At 66.6% G+C, this 20,236-nt stretch carries 18 protein-coding genes; 7 read left to right on the top strand and 11 right to left on the bottom strand.

Annotation, left to right across the window (positions count from 1 at the left end; all coding sequences use genetic code 11):
• Window positions 1-80: 80 nt before the first annotated feature.
• Window positions 81-1,115, bottom strand: coding sequence for a rod shape-determining protein (locus tag U4Z64_RS08485; protein ID WP_044847899.1), 1,035 nt, complete (start codon window positions 1,113-1,115; stop codon window positions 81-83).
• A 270-nt stretch (window positions 1,116-1,385) separates the two neighbouring features.
• Between U4Z64_RS08485 and U4Z64_RS08480 the strand changes: the two genes are divergently transcribed.
• Window positions 1,386-3,812, top strand: coding sequence for a patatin-like phospholipase family protein (locus U4Z64_RS08480; RefSeq protein WP_321819686.1), 2,427 nt, complete (start codon window positions 1,386-1,388; stop codon window positions 3,810-3,812).
• 70 nt (window positions 3,813-3,882) lie between these two features.
• Here U4Z64_RS08480 and U4Z64_RS08475 read toward each other — a convergent pair whose 3' ends face one another.
• A complete protein-coding gene (locus tag U4Z64_RS08475; protein ID WP_321798764.1) occupies window positions 3,883-5,013 on the bottom strand; it encodes an ATP-binding protein in 1,131 nt (376 codons plus the stop codon).
• A 64-nt stretch (window positions 5,014-5,077) separates the two neighbouring features.
• Complete coding sequence (locus tag U4Z64_RS08470) at window positions 5,078-5,788, bottom strand: response regulator (protein ID WP_044846903.1); 711 nt, start codon at window positions 5,786-5,788, stop codon at window positions 5,078-5,080.
• A 221-nt stretch (window positions 5,789-6,009) separates the two neighbouring features.
• On the opposite strand from U4Z64_RS08470, the gene U4Z64_RS08465 reads away from it, so the two are divergent.
• A complete protein-coding gene (locus tag U4Z64_RS08465; RefSeq protein ID WP_044846902.1) occupies window positions 6,010-6,924 on the top strand; it encodes a glutaminase in 915 nt (304 codons plus the stop codon).
• A gap of 228 nt (window positions 6,925-7,152) precedes the next feature.
• Here U4Z64_RS08465 and U4Z64_RS08460 read toward each other — a convergent pair whose 3' ends face one another.
• Together U4Z64_RS08460 and U4Z64_RS08455 are read right to left on the bottom strand one after the other, a co-directional pair.
• The gene (locus tag U4Z64_RS08460) at window positions 7,153-7,944 is read right to left on the bottom strand and encodes an SDR family NAD(P)-dependent oxidoreductase (RefSeq protein ID WP_044846901.1); all 792 of its coding nucleotides are present in this window, start codon (window positions 7,942-7,944) and stop codon (window positions 7,153-7,155) included.
• 75 nt (window positions 7,945-8,019) lie between these two features.
• A complete protein-coding gene (locus tag U4Z64_RS08455; protein ID WP_124485304.1) occupies window positions 8,020-8,784 on the bottom strand; it encodes an SDR family oxidoreductase in 765 nt (254 codons plus the stop codon).
• Between the two features lie 138 nt (window positions 8,785-8,922).
• On the opposite strand from U4Z64_RS08455, the gene U4Z64_RS08450 reads away from it, so the two are divergent.
• On the top strand, window positions 8,923-9,828 hold the full coding sequence (locus U4Z64_RS08450; protein WP_321819685.1) for a LysR family transcriptional regulator: 906 nt from the start codon (window positions 8,923-8,925) through the stop codon (window positions 9,826-9,828).
• 224 nt (window positions 9,829-10,052) lie between these two features.
• Here the strand turns inward: U4Z64_RS08450 and U4Z64_RS08445 are convergent, their stop codons facing one another.
• The 3 genes from U4Z64_RS08445 to U4Z64_RS08435 form a co-directional block, all read right to left on the bottom strand.
• Window positions 10,053-10,613: a hypothetical protein gene (locus tag U4Z64_RS08445; RefSeq protein WP_321819684.1), complete on the bottom strand. Its 561-nt coding sequence runs from the start codon at window positions 10,611-10,613 to the stop codon at window positions 10,053-10,055.
• A 149-nt stretch (window positions 10,614-10,762) separates the two neighbouring features.
• Entirely contained in the window at window positions 10,763-11,146 is a 384-nt protein-coding gene (locus U4Z64_RS08440; protein ID WP_321819683.1) for an ATP-dependent protease, read from the bottom strand.
• 270 nt (window positions 11,147-11,416) lie between these two features.
• Complete coding sequence (locus U4Z64_RS08435) at window positions 11,417-12,043, bottom strand: class I SAM-dependent methyltransferase (RefSeq protein WP_321819682.1); 627 nt, start codon at window positions 12,041-12,043, stop codon at window positions 11,417-11,419.
• Between the two features lie 260 nt (window positions 12,044-12,303).
• Here U4Z64_RS08435 and U4Z64_RS08430 point away from each other — a divergent pair, with 260 nt between their 5' ends.
• Window positions 12,304-12,939 (top strand): isochorismatase family cysteine hydrolase, encoded by a 636-nt coding sequence (locus tag U4Z64_RS08430; protein ID WP_321819681.1) that lies wholly within the window; start codon window positions 12,304-12,306, stop codon window positions 12,937-12,939.
• Window positions 12,940-13,018: 79 nt separating this feature from the next.
• Here U4Z64_RS08430 and U4Z64_RS08425 read toward each other — a convergent pair whose 3' ends face one another.
• A complete protein-coding gene (locus U4Z64_RS08425; RefSeq protein ID WP_321819680.1) occupies window positions 13,019-13,750 on the bottom strand; it encodes a ribonuclease T2 in 732 nt (243 codons plus the stop codon).
• A gap of 414 nt (window positions 13,751-14,164) precedes the next feature.
• Window positions 14,165-15,568, bottom strand: a complete 1,404-nt coding sequence (locus U4Z64_RS08420) for an HdeD family acid-resistance protein (protein WP_257769070.1) — start codon at window positions 15,566-15,568, stop codon at window positions 14,165-14,167.
• A 545-nt stretch (window positions 15,569-16,113) separates the two neighbouring features.
• On the opposite strand from U4Z64_RS08420, the gene U4Z64_RS08415 reads away from it, so the two are divergent.
• On the top strand, window positions 16,114-16,671 hold the full coding sequence (locus U4Z64_RS08415; RefSeq protein WP_044846911.1) for a helix-turn-helix domain-containing protein: 558 nt from the start codon (window positions 16,114-16,116) through the stop codon (window positions 16,669-16,671).
• Between the two features lie 109 nt (window positions 16,672-16,780).
• Window positions 16,781-17,362 (top strand): HD domain-containing protein, encoded by a 582-nt coding sequence (locus U4Z64_RS08410; protein ID WP_321819679.1) that lies wholly within the window; start codon window positions 16,781-16,783, stop codon window positions 17,360-17,362.
• 176 nt (window positions 17,363-17,538) lie between these two features.
• On the opposite strand, the gene U4Z64_RS08405 is transcribed toward U4Z64_RS08410, so the two are convergent.
• On the bottom strand, window positions 17,539-19,077 hold the full coding sequence (locus U4Z64_RS08405; RefSeq protein ID WP_321819678.1) for an MFS transporter: 1,539 nt from the start codon (window positions 19,075-19,077) through the stop codon (window positions 17,539-17,541).
• A 188-nt stretch (window positions 19,078-19,265) separates the two neighbouring features.
• Here U4Z64_RS08405 and U4Z64_RS08400 point away from each other — a divergent pair, with 188 nt between their 5' ends.
• Window positions 19,266-20,201, top strand: coding sequence for a LysR family transcriptional regulator (locus U4Z64_RS08400; protein ID WP_044846889.1), 936 nt, complete (start codon window positions 19,266-19,268; stop codon window positions 20,199-20,201).
• Window positions 20,202-20,236: the final 35 nt, after the last annotated feature.

Below are 20,236 nucleotides of genomic sequence, written 5' to 3'. Positions count from 1 at the left end.
AGCCGGACGATGTTCGGCATGCCGGAGCTTCGGGGTTCGAAGGATGTTCAACGAACGTCGACGGGCCTGCCCGGCCGTCGTCAATCCACCGGACACATCGCGAGCCGCCCCATCGCCTCCCCGGCGCCGCGCACCGCGCAGGTGGCCGGCTCGTCGGCGATCCGCGCGCTCAGCCCGGTCTCGTCGCGCAGCAGGCGTTCGAGATCCGCGAGCAGCGCGCCGCCTCCCGTCAGCACCACGCCGCGATGCGCGATGTCGGTCACGAGTTCGGCCGGCGCGTTTTCCAGCACCGACTTCACCGCGCCGATCACCTGCTTGAGCGGCGCGGCCAGCGCGTCCGCCACATCGTGGTTGGACAGCTCGATCGAACGCGGCAGGCCGTCCTTGACGCTGCGCCCGATCGCGCGCGTCGACGCGCGCGGCACGGCGCTGGTGGCCGAGCCGATCGTCTCCTTCACGCGCTCGGCGGTCTGCTCGCCGAGCAGCACGCCGTACAGGTTGCGCACGTGATTGACGATCGCCGCGTCGAACTGGTTGCCGCCGACCCGGATCGCCTCGCGATAGACGACGCCGCCGAGCGCGATCACCGCGACTTCGGTCGTCCCGGCGCCGATGTCGACGACCATCGAGCCGACCGGCTCGGTCACCGGCAGGCCCGCGCCGAGCGCGGCGGCGAGCGCTTCCTCGATCAGTTCGACGTCCGATACACCGGCCGCGAACGCCGCCTCGCGCATCGCGCGGCGCTCGACCGCCGTCGCATCCGACGGCACGCACAGCGTGACCTCGACGCGGCGGCTGAAGCGCGAGCGCGTGCGCGACATGTCGATGAAGCGCCGAAACATCTGCTCGGCGGCGTGCGCATCGGCGATCACGCCGTGCCGCATGGGCCGCACGGCCTCGAGATGCCCCGGCTCGCGGCCGAGCAGCGCCTTCGCGAGTTCGCCGACCGCCTCGAGCGTCGGTCGCGCGTCGGACGCGCCGCCCTTGCGAAAGCACACGACCGACGGCTGATCCAGCACCACGCCGCGCTCGTGCGTATAAATCCGCGTACTCGCCGTTCCAGGGTCGATCGCAACGGGTTGCGCAAACAACTTTCCGAACAGCGGTGTCGACATGGTTACCCTTTTCTTGAACAAACGGCCGAAGCGGCCAGGCCGCATCCCCGCGGCGCGCCTTCGCCGCCCCATTGAAGTCTTAGCGGCAAATCGTGCCGATACTTTAAGCAATTCCAATGATTATTTCGCGACGAAATTGCCGAAACCGCGTTTCGGCAGGCCCGCGGCTACGCATCGGCCGCTCGCGTTGCGCTTGTAAAACACGGTAATCTCTCGGTCTTGCCTGCTCCCGGCAGGCGCCCGACGCCCGATCACGCCAGGTATTCCACCATGACAGCGACCGCCTCTCTCCGCTGGCTCGGGGTGCGCCGGCTCGGCGCCACGCTCGTTGCGCTGTGGTGCTGCACCGTTGCCGCGCAGCCCTTGCCGGCCGCCGACACCGCCGCGCGCACCGCGCCGGCGGCCACTGCCGCCGCACCGGCCGCCCCTGCCACGGCGGCCGCCCCCGCCGCCACGCCCGCCACGCCCGCCTCGACCTGCAACGCCGACGGCGGTCCGGCCGGCCGGCCGCCGGTCGGCCTCGTGCTGTCCGGCGGCGGCGCGCGCGGTTACGCGCACCTGGGCGTGCTGAAGGTACTCGAGGAGAACCGCATCCCGATCGACTGCATCGCCGGCACGAGCATGGGCGCCGTGGTCGGCGGCCTGTATGCGAGCGGGATGGCCGCCGACGAGATGCAGAAGCAGCTGTCGGAGGTGAACCTGGCCGACATCGCGTTCGACGTGACCGACCGCGCCGACCTGCCGCAAACCAGCCGCGAGGACGAGCGCCTGTACATCAACAGCCTGACGCTGGGCTTCGGCAAGAAAGGCGTGAAGGCGCCGGTCGGCCTCGTGCAGGGCAACCGGCTGCAGGCGCTGCTCGCGAACTGGACCGCCGCCGTGCCGACCAACCAGCCGTTCGACCAGCTGCCGATCCCGTATCGCGCGGTCGCGACCGACCTGCAGACCGGCCAGATGGTCGTGCTGGACCGCGGCTCGCTGCCGCTCGCGATCCGCGCGAGCATGGCGATGCCCGGCCTGTTCGCGCCGGCCGAGATCAACGGCCGCGCGCTCGTCGACGGCGGGCTCGTCAGCAACCTGCCGGTCGACACCGCGCGGCAGATGGGCGCGAAGGTCGTGATCGCCGTCGACATCGGCTCGCAGCTGCGTCCGCTCGACGCGCTCGCGTCGCCGGCGGACGTGATGCAGCAGATGGTCGGCATCCTGATCCGCCAGAACGTGACGTCGCAGCGCAAGCAGCTCGCCGCGCAGGACGTGCTGCTCACGCCCGACCTCGGCGCGCTCGCGTTCACCGATTTCCAGAACGCGAAGCAGGCGATCGCCGCCGGTGCGGCCGCCGCGACTGCGGCGCTGCCGCGGCTCAGGCACCTCGCGCTCACGCCGGAACAGTACGCGGCCTACCGGTCCGCGCACGCGCAGCCGCTGCCGCCGCCGATCCGCATCACGCGGATCGAGATCAAGACGACCGGCGGCGTGCCGAAGCGCGTCGTCGCCGATGCGCTGCACGTGAAACCGGGCGACACCTACGATCCGGCGACCGTCAGCCAGGACCTGCTCGGGCTGACGACCGGCGGCAATTTCGAGAGCGTGACGCAGCAGATCGTGAGCCACGGCGACGAGAACGTGCTCGAGATCGATGCGCGGGAGAAATACTGGGGGCCGAATTTCCTGCTGTTCGGCGTCGGGATGTCGAGCAGCTCGACCGACGAAGGCGGCTTCCGCCTGCACGTCGGCTACCGGCGGCCGTGGCTCACGGAGTCGGGGCTCGAATTCCGCGCGGACACGACGATCGGCAGCGACCTGCAATCGGCGCGCGTCGAACTGCGCCAGCCGTTGCCGGCCGCATACGGCTTGTACATTTCGCCCTATGCGGAATATCAGCGTCGCTACGTGAACCTGTACGACAACAGCGGCGAAGTGAAGCTGAACCAGTACTTGATGCAGACGGCGCGCACCGGGCTCGACTTCGGCCTGCCGATCGCGCGGCTCGGCGACTTCCGGATGGGGATCGGCTACGCGACCGGGCACGGCTCGCCGAACTACAACCTGCCGTTCCCGTTCGATGACGGCAGCTCGACGCTGATCTGGCCGAGCTTCACGTCGCAGGCGCTGACCGCGCGTGCGCGGCTCGTCATCGATCAGCTCGACGATCCGATGTTCCCGCGTCGCGGCTACTACGGCGAATTCCGTGTCGAACGGTCGCTGTGGTCGCACAACAGCCAGTCCGCGGAGGACCTCGCCGATACATCCAACACGCCTTACACCGAGCTCTACGCCAAGGCGATGATCGCGCAGCAGTTCGGCCGGCACAGCGTCAGTGCAACGATCGAGGGCGGCAAGAGCATCGGCGGCACCAACCTGATCAATGCGTTCAACTTCACGCTCGGCGGGTTCCAGCATCTGGCCGCGTATGCGGCCGACCAGCTGACGGGCAACGAACTCGCGTACGGCAACGTGACCTACATGAACCAGCTGATGACGTTCAACGCGTCCCCGATCAAGGCGCTGTCGGTCGGCGCCAGCGCGGAACTCGGCAACGTGTGGTCGAGCGGCGTGAACGTCGGCGGCGGCACGCTCAAGCAGAGCTATACGTTCTTCACGAGCCTGTCGACCTCATTCGGTCCGCTGTACATGGGTATCGCGCTCGCGCCGGGCGGCCGGCGCAACATCTACCTGCAGCTCGGCCGCACATACTGATGGCGGCGCGCGCGGATGGCGGCGGGCATCCGCCGCGTCATCGCCCGCGCCTTGCGCGGTCGGACGCCGGCTAGATCGGCCAGCTGATCTCGAAGCGCGCGCCGCCGAGTTCGGCCGGATCGACGACCGCGATCCGGCCGTTGTGCGCGTGGAGCACCTGCCGCGTGATCGCGAGGCCGAGCCCGTAGCCGCCGGTGCGGCGGTCGAGCCGCACGAACGCGTCGAAGATCCGCTCGCGTTCGCTCTCCGGCACGCCCGGCCCGTCGTCCTCGACATAGATCGCGATGTTGCCGTGCTCGATCGCGATCCCGACGACGATCCGCGACGCCGCATATTTGCTCGCATTGCGCAGCAGGTTGCGCATCGCGTACGACATCAGCCGCCGGTCCATCTTCACGCGCAGGTCCGACGCGATCGCGATGCGCGACTCGATCGCGCGCTCCGGATACAGCAGCTGCGCGTCGCTGACCTGGTGCTCGAACCACGCGACCGGCGCGGTCAGCTCGAGGCTCGACTGCAGCGAGCTGTATTCGAGCCGCGCGTACGTGAGGCTCATGTCGATCAGTTCCTCGAGTTCCGTCACGTCCTGCGCGATGCTCTCCAGCGCACCGTGGTATTCGGCGGCCGAGCCCGGTTCGCGCAGCATCTCGAGCGCGAAGCGCACGCGCGCGAGCGGCGTGCGCAGCTCGTGCGAGATCCCGTTCGTCAGGTCGCGCTGCGCGGCGATCAGCCGCTCCATGCGCATCGCGAGCGCATTCAGCGTGCGCGCGAGCGGGCCGATGATCACGCTGTGCGACTCCCGTGCGCGCGTGTTGAAGCGCCCGCCGGTGAAATCGATCGCGCGCTCGCGCACCATCACGAGATCCGACCAGACCGGCCGCATCCACCGATACGCGGCGAGTGCGGGCGCGGTGAACACGAACGCGAGCACGATCCAGATATCGCCCGGCAGCGCGTCGAACGCATGCCACACGACTTCCGGCGACAACACCACGCACAGCGCGAGCGCCGGCACCAGCGCGGTCAGCAGCACGAGGCCGAGCAGGTGCAGGTAGGTGCGCACGTACAGGCGCGACCAGCTCGGAATGCGGTCGGCGCGCGTGTCGGTCCACGCGCGGCGGAAATGCAGCCAGCGCCATTTGACATAGCGCAGCGCGGAAAGCGGCGCTGCGTCGGGGTGCGAACGGGTGCGTCGGATCATCGCGGCTTCCGGCTATCGTGCGATGCGGGGACGCGGCGGCCGACGGCGTCGCGCCGGGGTGGCGTCATTCCCACGCATGCTTGCTGAACTGGTAACCCTTGCTGCGGATCGTCTTGATCCGCTGCGGGTTGCCTGCATCGTCGTGCAGCTTGCGGCGCAGCTTCGAGATGCGCCCGTCGATCGTGCGGTCGAGGCCGTCGAATTCGACCCCGCGCAGCTGCAGCATCAGGTCGTCGCGGCTGACGACCTCCCCCGCACGGCACACCAGCACCCACAGCAGGTCGAACTCGGCCGACGTGAGGTCGGGCGAGCCGCCGCCGGGCAGCACGACCGAGCGGTCGGTGCGGTCGATCGAGAACTGGCCGAACGTGTAGCGTTCCGGCTGCGGCGCGGCGCCCTCGGCCGCGCGCGCGGGGACGCGGCGCAGCTGCGCCTTGATCCGCGCGAGCAGGATGCGCGGCTCGACCGGCTTGTGCACGTAGTCGTCGGCGCCGAATTCGAGGCCGAGCAGTTCGTCGAACGGCTCGTCGCGCGCCGTCACCATGATGATCACGCCGTCGTATTGCTTGCGTGCCTCGCGGCAGATCTCGAACCCGTCCTTGCCCGGCAGGTTCACGTCGAGAATGACGAGATCCGGGCGCGTGGACAGGATCGCCGGCACGGCGGCGTCACCATGCAGCACAGTGTCGACTTCATAGTCGTTCTTGCGCAGGTAGCCGGCGATCAGCGTGGACAGGCGGGTGTCGTCTTCGACGAGCAGGATGCGAAAGGGCATGGGCAACGGTCGGATCGTACGGGGAGACCGCGGCGGCGGCAGGCTTGCGCCGGTTGCCGGCCATCGGTCGAAACGTACCGCATGATACTGCGCCCACCGCTCGCCTGTTTGCCCGATCCGATAAATAAGGGCGCGATTGCTGCCGCGCTTGACGAACCGGCGCCGAAACGGTTCCATACGGGCTCTTTGGAAACCGGGCCGCCCGCCCTGCCTCGCACGCGATGAACTATCAGCCGATCCTCGAACGCATCCATACCGAACTCGCCCCCTGGATCGGCCAGGGACGCGTCGCCGACTACATTCCCGAGCTCGCGAAAGTGCCCGCAGACAAGTTCGGGATGGCCGTCGTGACGCTGGACGGAAACGTTTACACGGTCGGCGACGCGCGGGAGCGCTTCTCGATCCAGAGCATCTCGAAGCTGTTCGCGTGCACGCTCGCGTTCCAGTTGCTGGGCGACGCGCTGTGGGAACGGGTCGGCCGCGAGCCGTCCGGCACCGCGTTCAATTCGCTCGTTCAGCTCGAGAGCGAGCGCGGCAAGCCGCGCAACCCGTTCATCAACGCCGGCGCGCTGGTCGTCACCGACGTGCTGTGCCGCCGCTTCGTCAGGGCCGAGACGGCGCTCGTCGAGTTCGTGCGGCGGCTGATCGGCGCGACCGACCTCGACTACGATTCGCGCGTCGCGCTGTCGGAGCTGCAGCACGCGGAACGCAACCGCGCGATGGCGCATTTCATGGCGAGCTTCGGCAACATGCAGATGCCGCCCGATACGGTGGTCGACGCGTATTGCCGCCAATGCGCGATCACGATGAACTGCGTCGAGCTGGCGCAGGCCGCGCTGTTTCTTGCGAACGGGGGCGTCGCGCCCGTTACCGGCGAGCGGGTCGTCGACGCGAGTTCGGCAAAGCGGCTGTCGGCGCTGATGCTGACCTGCGGCACCTATGACGCGGCGGGCGACTTCGTTTATCGCGTCGGCTTGCCTGCGAAGAGCGGTGTCGGCGGCGGGATCGTCGCGGTGCTGCCGGGGGAGATGGCCGTGTGCGTGTGGGCGCCGGGGCTCGATGCGAACGGGAACTCGCTGGCGGGGACGTTGGCGCTGGAGTGGTTGACGACTTATACGGGGCGGTCGATTTTTTGACGCACCGAATTCACGCGCAATGCATTCTTTGAAATGTGACGATCGATTCGGCACGCACCTGCAGGTTGAATCGGGAATGCGTCCTCGGGTAGCGATCGACCCGGAGGACACACTCGCCGCTCCCGAAACCGGACGTTGCGCTCGTCACAATTGGCACGCGTCAACTCATCGCATCGGAACACTGAGCGAGCAAAATTCGGATAGGCCGGCGCAAGTCCGGCCACGCAGCTAGAAGGCGCTCTTTATCACGCCCCCGTCGGCTCGCAACGCAGCGCCGGTCGTCGCCGACGAAAGCGGGCTGGCGATATAAGCGACGAGGGACGCCACTTCCTGCGGCGAACCGAATCGCTTGATGAGCGATGTGGGACGGACCTTCTCGAAGAATTCCTTCTCGAACGCTTCGAACGATTTGCCGTCGGCCTTCGCGAGCGTCTCCACGAATTCGCCCACGCCGCGCGATTTCGTCGGCCCCGGCAGGATGCTGTTGACCGTGATACCCGTGCCCGCAACGGCTTCGGCCAGCCCGCGCGCAACCGCGATCTGCGCGGTCTTCGTCACCCCGTAGTGGATCATTTCGGCCGGAATCTGCACCCCGCTTTCGCTCGAAATGAAAATGATGCGCCCCCAGTCGGCCTGCTTCATCGCCGGCAGAAACAGCCGGGCGAGGCGTACGCCACTCAGGACGTTGACCTCGAAGAAACGCTTCCAGTCCGCGTCAGGAATCTCTTCGAATGGCTTGGGCTCGAAGATGCCGAGGTTATTGATCAGGATTTCCACGCCCGGATAGCGTTGCGCCAGTTCGTCGGCCGCTTCGGCCGTACTCAGGTCGCCCGCAAATCCAGCCACATCGCCGCCGGTATCCGCTTTCAGTTGCGCGACTACGTCATCGACAGATGACTGGGAGCGTCCGTTCACGATCACACGAGCGCCTTCCTGGGCCAGCGTGCTGGCGATAGCGAGGCCAATGCCGGCTGTGCTGCCGCTCACCAGTGCGAGTTTGCCTGTCAGATTCAGGTTCATGAGTGATTCCTTTTTCCGTGGACAAAGTAGACGTGACGACATCGAGTCTCGAACGACCGGATGTCGCCGACGGGTTTACGTACGCGTAATCGATGCGCCGCCATCGACCAGCGAGGCAGTGCCGGTGACAAAGGACGAATCGTCCGATGCGAGATAAAGCACTGAACGCGCCAGTTCTTCCGGCTTTGCCACGCGCTTGAGCGCATGCAGCCCGGTCACGAACGCCTGCGATTCTTGAGTGTCGTTCATGCCGCGATACATCTCCGTGTCCACGGCACCCGGCAACACCGCGTTGACCCGCACACCTTGCGCGCCGTACTCCGCGGCGAGTGCCTGCGTCAAGCCGATCAGCCCGGCCTTGCTCGCCGCGTAGGCCGCCGTGCCGGGAAACGCGAACGAGTAACCGACGAAGGTCGACGTGAAGATGATCGATCCGCCGCCCTGCTTCAGCATTTCGGGAATCTGGTGCTTCGCGCCCAGGAAGGCACTGGTCAGATTGGTCGCCAGCGCGGCGTTCCAGCCTGCTTCGGAAATACCGGTGGTCGGGCCCATCTCGCCGAGCGTACCTGCGTTGTTATAGGCGATGTCCAGACGGCCGAAGCGGCTCACTGCAAGCGCGACCAGCGCTTTCGCGAAGTCCTCCGACTGTACGTCGCCGGCCAGATACGCGGCTTCGCCGCCTTCGCTGGCGATCTCCGCCGCGAGCGCTTCGAGTTCCGCCGCGCGCCGCGCCGCAATGACTACCTTGGCGCCTTCCTTCGCGAACAGCTTCGCAGTGGCACGGCCAATACCTGCGCTGGCACCCGTCACGATGGCGACTTTTCCTGTCAAACGTTGCATTTCCAATCTCCTGACCCGCTGCGTCGGCCAGCGCCCGATGCGTTGGCCCGTGACAGCAATATAGGCTTCAGTCTTGATTGCAGAAAGGCATAAAAAATGGTTCTATCATTAAGTTTTTGTGAATGATCGAGGATCGGTATGGATCGCCTTCGCGCCTTCGAGGTTTTCGTGACGGTGGTGAGCCGTGGCGGCTTCGCGCGCGCGGCGGAAGCGCTGGGCACGTCGCCGGCCAACGTCACGCGGTACGTGCATGAACTGGAAGCGCACCTCGGCACGCGCCTCCTGAATCGCACGTCACGCACGCTGTCCCTGACGGAGGGCGGCGAGACACTCTACGCCCGCTGCAAGTCCATCCTCGACGAGGTTGCGGAGACGGAGGGGCTTGTGTCATCCGCGTCGGTCGAACCACGTGGACGACTGCGCATCAATGCGCCCGTGAGCTTCGGCATTCTGTATCTGGCGCCGCTATGGCCCGGGTTCATGCAGAAATATCCGCGAATCGAACTCGACATCGGGCTGATCGACCGCGTCGTCGATATCGTCGACGAGGGCTACGATCTCGCCATTCGCATCTCGCGCGCCGGCTCGACCAACCACGCGGCACGCAAGCTGGCGACATCGCAAAACATCTTGTGTGCGTCGCCGGCCTATCTGGCCCGCTTCGGACATCCGACCGCGCTGACGGACCTGATCGAGCATCGCTGCATCGGGTACACATATGCGGCCACTGGCGACGAATGGGAACTGATCGATGGTAACGGCAAGACCCATCCTGTGAGGGTCGACTGCCATATGCATACCAATAACGGCGATACGGCGCGCTCGGCAGCGCTCGCCGGGCAAGGGCTGATCTGGCAACCCACGTTCCTGATCAACGACGATCTGCGTGCAGGCAAACTCGTTCACGTGTTGCCTGAGTATCGTCTACCCGAGATCGACATACTTGCTGTCTACCCGAGCCGCCGACACTTGAGCGCCAGAGTGCGCGTCATGATCGATTTCCTGGTCGATGCGTTCGGTGGCGTGCCGCCGTGGGACCGCTAGGACAAAAAGCGAGCAGTCGCCACGCCGGTGACAAGTTGCAAGCACTTCCAGACCGTACGCGTGATCGTCCTGCGCGATGGCGGAAGCACATCAAAACCGGCGAGCCGTGGATCACGGCTGGCGACTCAATGGGCTGTTTGGCACGATCTACGCGGACAGCCCTGGCATTGTCGGTTTTACGCTTCGGGATGTGCAGAGGTACGCGATCCGGCTTCCAGTGAGGGCTACGATCCTGTCCGTCCAGGTAGCGTAGCAACCGAGACCTGAATGCCGGCGAGCATCCTGTTCGCTCGGCGCACGAACACCCAGTGCCAAACCCAGAGCAAAACCGCAACGCCGCCCGCGATGGAGCCAATGGTATTGGGTATTAGCGAAAGAACCTGGGCAAGACACCACCCGATCCCGCTGATCCGGCCGAACGAGCGCAAACCCGACAGAGCCGGATTGATACGAGACTCCGCTTCCAGGGACTTCGCGACGTTGGAAATAATGAAGAAGTCCTCGATGAAGTTGTATGGCAAGAGGAACATGAGCCAGACGCTGTTGGGTTCGGCCGCACGCGATCCTCGGTTGACCGATTTCAGGGTGGTCCTGAGGTCGCTCGCGTAGGCATAGACCAGCGCCAGGAAAACCGCGACGACGACGATGCCACCGATCGGCCCAAGCATCTCCATTTCGCCGAGAACGCCTCCGCCTTCAGCGGGATAGATAAGGGGATAGGCGAGCCCAAAGGCAACGGGGATGCTCAGAATGGCTTTGAGAATGGTCCGCGCAGTTGTGCTCATGTGTATCGGATGGAATAGATGCGTTGTCACAGGCAGCATAGCGAACGATCATTCTCGCCGTGCGATTTTTTCCTGATATATGCCGCCTTTTCTCGCGACTCCAGCCGAGTTGGTGTCCTCGATTGATTCGACCCGTTCGATGGCAACGATCAGAGATCTCCGCGCACTTCACCGGTTCCCAGCGCGCTGCGCTGCCGGTTGACTTCCGCCCAAAGCTCGTCGCTGTCGTCATTGCGCAGCACGATCATCCAGTCGAGTTGATCGTCGGTCACGCCGAAGTATTCCAGGATTTCCCGGCGAATCGCATCGACGAACTGCGCGTATTCCGGGGTTGCCTGGGCCTGCGCGTGCAGGGCGTCGTATGCGGCATCGTCCGCGCCGCCGCCGTGCTCGTCGATATAGCGCGAGATCCATTGGTCCAGTTCGCGGTCGTAATCGGCCTCGGCGCGCATCGCTTGCACAGCCGTGTAGAAATCCAATTGGGCGAACGCGGCGATTGCCGCCGTTGTCGCTTCGTCGAAGGTAGTCGTCATTCCATCCCTCATGTCGGTCATGGCACATCATCGCACGGGCCGCACCCGGGCCGGTACCGCGAATCCGGACGGTGCAACACACCGCCTCGCGCCACCAGTCGACCGGGGCAAAGGCGCCGTGAACGGGGGGCACGCCTTCCAGTGCGCCACTCATCGGGGCCGCCCGGCAATAAGACGCTCATTTTGCCGCATTGCGAGCACAGTGAAGAAAGCAACCGGGCGCGGCAAATCGCGGAACAAGTTTCGAGCGTATCGCCGCAAGCGACATATCTAACCCCGCGTGCCGCTTTTGACGAATGCCAATCGGCTCCACGTCACACCCGCACGCCGGTTTCCACACTGCATGGATTCGGTCTGGACATTCAGCACATTGCGCAAGCCATGAGTTCGCGCGAGCTGGATGGTTTCTTCCGCTGAAACGTCGAACATCCGTCGTCCTTCCGGAACTGGTCCGTAACGCAAGGACATGACCAGCATCGCGCCATCGCACAGGAGAGCGCTGACGTTCGGCATCGCCCGACGGCGCTCGTCTTCGTCAAGGTGCATCCAGACGGCCGACAGCATCACGAAGTCAAATTCCTTTCGTCTCGTACGCAAGATCGCGAGATCCGGCAGGCTATCGTCCAGCCATTCGATCCGCGGAGACGAATGCCGCCTGATTCCCGCATCGCGCAGCGCATCCACCGGTTCGACGGCTACGACCGAATGCCCCATCGCCGCGAATGCAGCCGCATCGGTTCCGATACCGGCTCCGACATCGAGAATGCAAGACGGGAGCACGGGAACGAGATGCAGGATGGGCTGATGATGTTCCTCGAACGAGATGTCTTGCCATTGCTCGATGAGCGAATGTGCATGCTCCGCGTAGCCTTCCGTGCCGCGTACATTGATGGACACCACCGTTCTCCAAATGTCGGTGTTTCGCGAAGTTTGCCAGATTGCCAGCGTTTCAGTACCGTCGACCGAAGGTCCAGAGCTGACCGAACCCGGTCGTCCAGGGCGGCACCGCACTCGCCTGCTCGGTCGGTCTGCACCAAGATGAAATGTCGGTTTATATTGCCGGAGTTCCAACACGCTCGCGCCGGAATGGTTGACGACGTATACGGGGCGGTCGCTTTTCAGAAAACACCGAAGTGACTCATGGGAGAGCATCAGTCATGCAACCGGAACACGCTTCAGATCTCGCAACGACTCGCCATGCAGGTGCGGAAGGCGGCACGCACGCGCCGATACCCTCGATCGTTCCGGCACAAACCGCGCTCATCGTGATGCACTACCAGACCGACATCCTCGGCCTCTTTCCGTCAGTCGCCCCCACCCTGCTCGCCAACACGCGCAAGCTGTGCGATGCAGCGCGGGCGAGCGGTGTCCACGTCTGCTTCGCGAATCTCCGCTTCAGCCCCGGCTATCCGGAAGTCAGTCCGCGCAACAAGAACGGGCAAGGGGTCAAGCAACTCGGGCTGTTCGTCGACGACGGCCCGTGCCCGGAGCTCGGCCGGCTAGACAGCGAGCCGCTGACTATCGCGCATCGCGCGAGCGTGTTCTTCCGCACCGACCTGCAGGCGCGGCTCATCGCGCGCGGTATCGATACGCTGATCCTGGTCGGGATTGCGTCGACCGGTGTCGTGCTGTCGTCGGTCGCGCACGCCAGCGACGCGGATTTCCGGCTGTATACGGTGAAGGACTGCTGCTACGACCCGGATCAGGTCGTGCACGAGCATCTGTTCGCGACGGCGTTCGAGACGCGCACGACGGTGCTGTCGCTCGCGGACGCGCTGCGGCTGCTCGCTTAGGCGCACGATATCCACGCCACGCCGGCCGGAACGCTTCCGGCCGGCGCCTCGCGCATCACGCCGTGCGCAACTTCGCGCGTTACTTCGCGATATACACGCCCGACGTCGGGCACGTCCCCTGCGTATTCCCGTCCGTCACGAGCGACGCCGCGCTCGGAAACTGCGTGGTCGCGTTCGTCTTGACCGCGATCCACGCTTCCGTGAAATAGCTGACGCCATTGGTCTTCGTGCACTTCAGCGACACCGCGCTGCGCGTATTGCTGCCGAACGCGCCTTCGAACGCGGACAGCAGCTGGTTGCGCGTCACCGTCTTGCCTGCGTTCGCCTGCAGGAACGCGTTGAACGACGTGTTGCCGAGCCGGCTGATCATTCCCGCCGCCTGATTCCAGTACGCATCCGGCGACGCCGCGTTCGAGCAGGTGCCGTGCTTGAACCATTCGTGCTTGTCGAGGCACGACGCCACGCCCGGCATGTAGGTCGACAGCGTGTTGCGGGTCGCGGTGCTGACCGGATACGCATCCATGCTGCACCACTGGTGCGCGTTGTCGAGATCGACGTCGCTCTGCGGCACGCCGCAGTAGAACGGCTGGTTGCCGTCGTACCGGTTCGGCCAGAGACCATGCAGCGACAGGCTCGTCGCCGCGTACGTGCCGGCGAGGTTCGTACACTCCGGCGTGTCGTGCGACGCGCAGAAGCCGGGTTCCCACGAAGCAGCGAGCAGCAGGTAGTCGTAGCTGGTCTGCGCGACGGCGTGCAGCGAGGCGAATGCAACCGCGATTGCGGCCGCGGCGCGGGCGAGCGTCTTGAGCATGGCGTTTCCTCGGAAAAGGCTTGCGGTCGCGGGATGCGCCACAAGGTTGTCGAATGTCTGCCCGCGATTGTTGCTCGCGCAACGTGGCATCAATATGAAGGTGGACGAAGGAATTCGTAGTCGAACGCCACCCTTGTCAGCGCCGGCACCGGTACCAATACGCGCCCTTCTCCGCCGGAGACGCCGCCCAACCCTGCAACGGAGCATCCCCACGTTGACGGCCTGCCGGCCGGGCAAGCCCTATCGCGTCGCGATCGGAACGGGCAAAGCATCGAACTCGCGGACAGCATGCCCCTGCTCACGGCTCGCTGCCAAGCGTGCATGCACGCACGCGCGGCCGAATCCGGGCCTTCGAGCGCGAGAATCTGCCACACGCAGATGCTCACGCGCAGGCCCTCGTCCGGCGCCACGCGATCATTTCACCGACGCGGCTTCCGATCCGCCGGACGACAGCGCAGCGCTGTCCTGCTCGCGCCACGCGCGGCGCGACGCGATGATCGCCTGCACGGCCGAGCGCGCGACCTTCCACCACGCGAACGGACGCGGATCGGCGAGCATGCTGAGCGCGCGCGCATAGTCGAGCGTGAGCCCGGGCGTCCAGGCCATCGTCACCGCACGCTTGCGGATCTGCGCGGCGACCCACAGCTCGGGCGTGAGCAGCAGCCGCACGAATGCGCCCCACCCGGCCCGCGTGCCCTTGAGCCGCCACACCGCGCCGTCGAGCGCCGCTTCGAGCGCGTTCGACACGGTGCTCGAACAGTTGCGGTGCGTGAGGTTGTACGTGACCGTCTGCCGATACGACGACCAGAACGCGGCCAGCTTCGCCGGATCGTAGTTGCGGATCCGCACGCGCACGGTCGACGGACACCACGCCTTCGACTCGGTCGCATAGTCGGGCTGGAACAGCCCGGGCACGTCGTTCTCGCGCGTCGCGCGCAGGATCCGCGTGAATTCATCGGGAGAACGATCGATCTCGACGGCCGGATACAGGCTGATGTAGATGCCCTCGGGCGACTCCAGCGCCGCATGGCCGGTGGAGATCACCCCGTTGACGTCCACCGCCGCGATGTAGCGGTCGATCACCGGATAGCGCTGCGCCTCGGCCTTCGACGTGCCGGTCGGCGTCCACACGTGCACGGTCAGCGCGTGCTCGTGGTCGGCCGGCGGACCATCCCATTCGGATTGCGTGAAGCGCGGGAGGTCGGCAGCCGTGTCGATGTCGGGGACGATCGCCGGCGCCGGCGACGTGACGAACGCGGGGTTGCGCGTCAGCCGCCGCACGCGCGCGGCAAGGCTCAGCATGTGCATCCCGCCGAACATCAGCAGCAGGCCGAGGCAGTACGGCACGGTGCCCACATAATGAGTCGGATACGGCTGGTAGAAGAAGATCGCGAGCAGGATCTCGACGACGCCCCACGCAAATGCGACGTGCCAGCGCCGGTAACGCACCATCCACGCGGACGTGCACTGCAGCAGCCCGTCGACGAGGAACAGCGTGCCGAAGATCATCGACAGCAGGAAGTGTCCGTGATGATGGCCGGCGAACACGAGCGCGGCGGCCACCACGACCGCGATGCCCTTCACGTAGCGCAGGATGCGCTGCCCGCCGACGCCGCTGCCGGCCACCGCGAGCGTCGCGAGCCCCTCGATCAGGAACAGCCACGCGAACAGTTCGATCGGAAAATGCAGCGCGCCGTCGAGTGCGTCGACGAAGATGCCGACGCCCGCGACGACCCACAGCCAGCCCAGCACGGTCAGTCCACGCCAGCGCGTTCGCAGATATTCGATGCCCAGCAGCAGCAACACCAGTCGTACCATGGCGCCCTCGTATTGATTTTTTCGGGATACGCGCAGATCACGCGCCTCCGGTCGTGCCGATCGTGCATCGTGCGATGCGGAAGTCGGACGGTGGCAATGCTGACCGGCGCGTCATGCGTCGACATGTCCAATGACGGCCGGCGCGCTCCGCTTTCGCCGAATAATAAGATATGGCGGAGCCGGTTGAAAGCCTGTCGAAAACATTGCCGGCGGAGCCGGACGCCCGGCGTGTCGATAGAGACGGCGCGATTGGCGGAGTTGCGGCTGCTATTCCGCCGAGGGTTTCGACGTACCGTCCGGGATGGCCGCACCGTTGCTCGACCAGCCGTACACGATCTAAGCTCGGCATGTCACGATGGCGATCGCAGGTCTGGATCTCACGATGCAGCGCACACCGATCACCGCCGACGGCTCACCCACCCTTGGCGGACGACGCGCGTTCCGATCGGGTTCGTCGTAATCCAGGCATCCCGGAAATGACGGCCCCATTCATCCATTGCGCAACGCGGCGCCTGCGCGGCCCGCATCCCGAACGGAATACGAACATGCCCGCCTCACCGCTTCACACCCCGCCGCTCGGCCCGCAACTCAAGCGTTGGCGCACGCTGCATCGCGTGAAGCAGAGCCATGCTGCCGAATTGTTCGGCGTCGCCCAATCGACGATCTCGCGCTGGGAAGCCGGCATCCAGCAGATGTCGCCGGACGAGCGCGCGACGGCCGAGCGGCTGCTTGCCGCGCGTCTCGATTCGGCTGGCGACCACGCGCTCGCGCGGCTGATCGCGAGCAGCGCGGCGCGCATGCATCTCGTGTGCGACCTCACGCACCGTCTGCTCGCGTGCTCGCCGTCGCGCGCGGCCGAGTTCTCGCGGCCGCTGCCGACGCTGCTCGGCACGTCGCTGTGGCGCTATGCGTCGCCGGAGATCGTCCGCATGGAAGCCGCGCTCGACCCGCTCGGCTGGCACGATCATGCGGGGCCGCCGAGCGTCGAATTCGCGACCGGCGCCAATGCGTCGCGCGTCGTGCCGATCCGCGGCAGCACCTGCCGATGGACGCGGATGACGCTGTCGGACGGCTCCGCCGCGCGCCTCGTCGAAACGCTGTAGCACGCGCGGCGGGCGCGGGGTGCGAGCGCGGCGCGCATATTTCATGCGTGGACGCAGCGCGGCCGCACGGCGTACGCTAGACGGCACGATTCGAGCATTCCCACCAGCCATGAACCTCGACACGATCCACGCGCGGCTCGATTTCCTGCGCGAAGCCGAACGCCTGAAAGACGTGCTGCGCAGCGGCCACACGTCGAGCGGGCGCGCCGAAAGCACGGCCGAGCACAGCTGGCGGCTGTGCCTGATGGCGCTCGTGTTCGCCGACGCGCTGCCCGACGTCGACACGACGAAGCTGCTGAAACTGTGCGTCGTCCACGATCTCGGCGAAGCGCTGCACGGCGACATCCCCGCGATCGAGCAGGCCGCGCATCCGGACAAGAGCACGCACGAACGCGACGACCTGCTCACGCTGACGGCCGGGCTCGATCGCGCGCTGCGCGACGAGATCGTCGCACTGTGGGACGAATACGAGGCGGCGACATCACCGGAAGCGCGCGCCGCGAAGGCACTCGACAAGCTCGAGACGATCCTGCAGCACAACCAGGGCAGCAATCCGCCGGACTTCGACTACGCGTTCAATCTCGGCTACGGCCGGCGCTACATCGACGCCGCGCCGCTGTTCAACGCGATCCGTGCGATCGTCGACGCGGACACGCAACGCAGGATCGATGCCCGCGGCGACGGCGCGTAAGCGCGCGGAACCAGCCGCGCACCACACCGCGTGCGGCAATCGCACAAGATGCGCACGCACCTGAACGGACGGGAATCGGCGCGATGCCCGCGCGCGGCGAGGAACACGACCGGCCGATGATGGCGCTCGTTGCCGCGTCACGGCAACGACGCGTCACCCGACGCGCGGCGCACGCGTCATTCACACACCGTCACCCCCCGCCGCGCCGGCGCGAACGCCACCGCGCTTGCCGTCGCGAGCACGGCCACGCCGGCCGCGCCGTACACCATCACCCAGCCGAAGCCGTGCACGAGCGCCGCGTGCAGCGCCGCACCGCTCGGGTCGGCCTTGGCGAGCGCCGGCGCGATCGCCTGCAGCCCGTCGGTGCGGCCCGACGCGATCTGCTGCGCCAGCGCGCGCAGCGCCTCCGCATCGACCGCTCCCGCGACGCCGGCCTTCAGGCTCGCGACGATCCCCGCGACCAGCACGAAGCCCATCGTCGCGATGTTCAGCGCGAGCGAGATCATCCGCGCGCTCATGTCGATGCCCGACGCCATCCCGGCCCGCGAACTCGGCACCGCGCCCGTCGTCGTGTTCGTGACCGGCGTGTTGGTGAGCCCGAGCCCGATGCCGGCGATCACGCAGCCGGGCAGCATCGTGAGCCAGCTCGCGTGCTCCACGCCGCTGCCGATCCGCATCAGCGCGAAGCCGGCGGCGATCGTAAACAGGCCGCCCGGAATCACGACGCCTGGCCCGTAGCGCAGCGCGAGCCGCTCGCCGAACGGCGGCGCGACCAGCGTCGGCAGCGTGTACGCGAGCAGCGCGAGGCCGGCCGTCACGCTGTCGTAGCCGAGCGCGACCTGGAACCAGATCGGCAGGTAGATCATGAACGGCCAGAAGCTGAAGTTCATCCCCATCGAGCCGAAGATCGCACCGGTGAACGCGCGAATCCGGAACACGGAGAAGTCGAACATCGGCCGCGCGCTCGTGCGCTCCGCGACGAAGAAGCCGGCCAGCGCGAGCACGGTCGCGCCGAGCACGCCGAGGCCGGCCGCACTCGTGAGCCCCAATTCGGCGCTCTGGGTAATGTAGAACGCGAGACCGAGCACCGCGAGCGACAGCGTGACGATGCCCGCGACGTCGAGCGTGCCCGCATGCGGATCGCGCGACTCCTGCACCGCGCCGCCGATCAGCACGAGCGCGACGGCCGCGAGCGGCGCATGCACGAGAAACACCCACGGCCAGCTCGCCGCCGCGACGATCGCGCCGCCGACGATCGGCCCGAAGCCGAGGCCGATCCCGAACACGATGCCCCAGATCCCGAACGCGCGGCCACGCTCGCGCCCTTCGCGGAACTGATGCGACAGCACCGCGATCTGGCAGATCAGCATCGCGCCGCCGCTCGCGCCCTGCAGCAGCCGGCCCGCGACCAGCACCGGCACGTTCGGCGCGAGCCCGCACAGCAGCGAGGTCGCGCCGAACAGCACGGTGCCGATCACGTACACGCGCTTGCGGCCGAACCGGTCGGCGAGCGTGCCGGCCGCCATCAGCACCGTCGTGCACGCGATCGTGTACGCGTTCATGATCCACTGCATGCCGTTGAAGTCGCCGTGCAGCACACGTTCGAGCGTCGGCAGGATCACCGGCACGCTCGAGATCTCGAGGCCGAACATCAGCGACGTGAGACAGACGGCCGCCAGCGCGACCGCATTCCTGCGGGAGTCGGATAGGGTCATGCGTATTGCGCGACGGCCCTCGACAGGCCGTGCGCCTCCAGGTGAGAAGGATGCGCCGCGTGCGGCCGGCAACGCACGCTGGGCGGGAATCGGTACTATAGTGAGAATTTCCCTCCCCATTGATGCGTCCATTTCCCCGGACTCGGGAATCACAGGACGCAATCAGGGCAACCCCAGCACACCCCGCCATGACCGACAAACTCGACGGCGTAACGACCTTCGTCCAGGTCGTGGAATCCGGCAGCTTCGCGCTCGCCGCGGAACGGCTCGACATGACGCGCTCGGCGGTCGGCAAGGCAATCGCGCGGCTCGAGAAGCGGCTCGGCGCGCGGCTGCTGCAGCGCACGACGCGCAGCCAGAGCCTGACCGACGACGGCCAGGCGTACTACGACCGCTGCGTGCGCGCGCTGGCGGAGCTGGAAGCGGCCGAAGCCGATCTCGATTGCGGCCGCAACGAAGCGCGCGGCAAGCTGCGGCTGAGCGTGCCGCTCGCGTTCGGGCATCACTGCGTGACGCCGATCGTGCTCGATCTCGCGCGCACCTATCCGCACCTGCGGATCGACGTGTCGATCACCGACCGCTTCGTCGACCTGGTCGAGGAAGGCATCGACCTCGCGGTGCGGATCGGTTCGCTCGCGGACAGCACGAGCCTCGCGGTGCGGCGGCTCGGCACGCAATACGGGAGCCTCGGCGCCGCGCCGTCGTATCTCGCGCGCTACGGGATGCCGCAATCGCTCGACGATCTGAGGAACCACCGGACGATCGCGTACTCACGCTCGGGCGTCGCGCAGCCGTGGGACCTGCGCGCGCCGGACGGCTCGACGGTGCGCATCGACATGCCGCACCAGCTCAGCTTCGACGACGTGCAGGCGATCGCGGCGGCCGGCGCATCGGGGTTCGGGATCGCGTGGCTGCCGAGCTGGCTGCTCGATCATTACGTGAAGCGCGGCGAGATGGTCGTCGTGCTCGATCGCTGCTTCGTATGCGAAGGCGACATTCACGCGATCTGGCCGAAAACGCGCTACCTGCCGCGCAAGACGCGCTGCGTGATCGACGCGCTCGTGCAGGCGGTGCCGCCGATGATCGAGCGGCCGGAGCCCGCGAGCCTCAAGAAAACCGGTTGAAACCGACGCGCCGCACGGGCGCGCCGGGCCGTCAC

It is taken from the genome of Burkholderia sp. BCC1996 (assembly GCF_905339955.1).
Taxonomy (GTDB): Bacteria; Pseudomonadota; Gammaproteobacteria; order Burkholderiales; family Burkholderiaceae; genus Burkholderia.
Note: the sequence above shows the minus strand (reverse complement) of the source record. Positions and strands in the feature narration are given on the sequence as shown.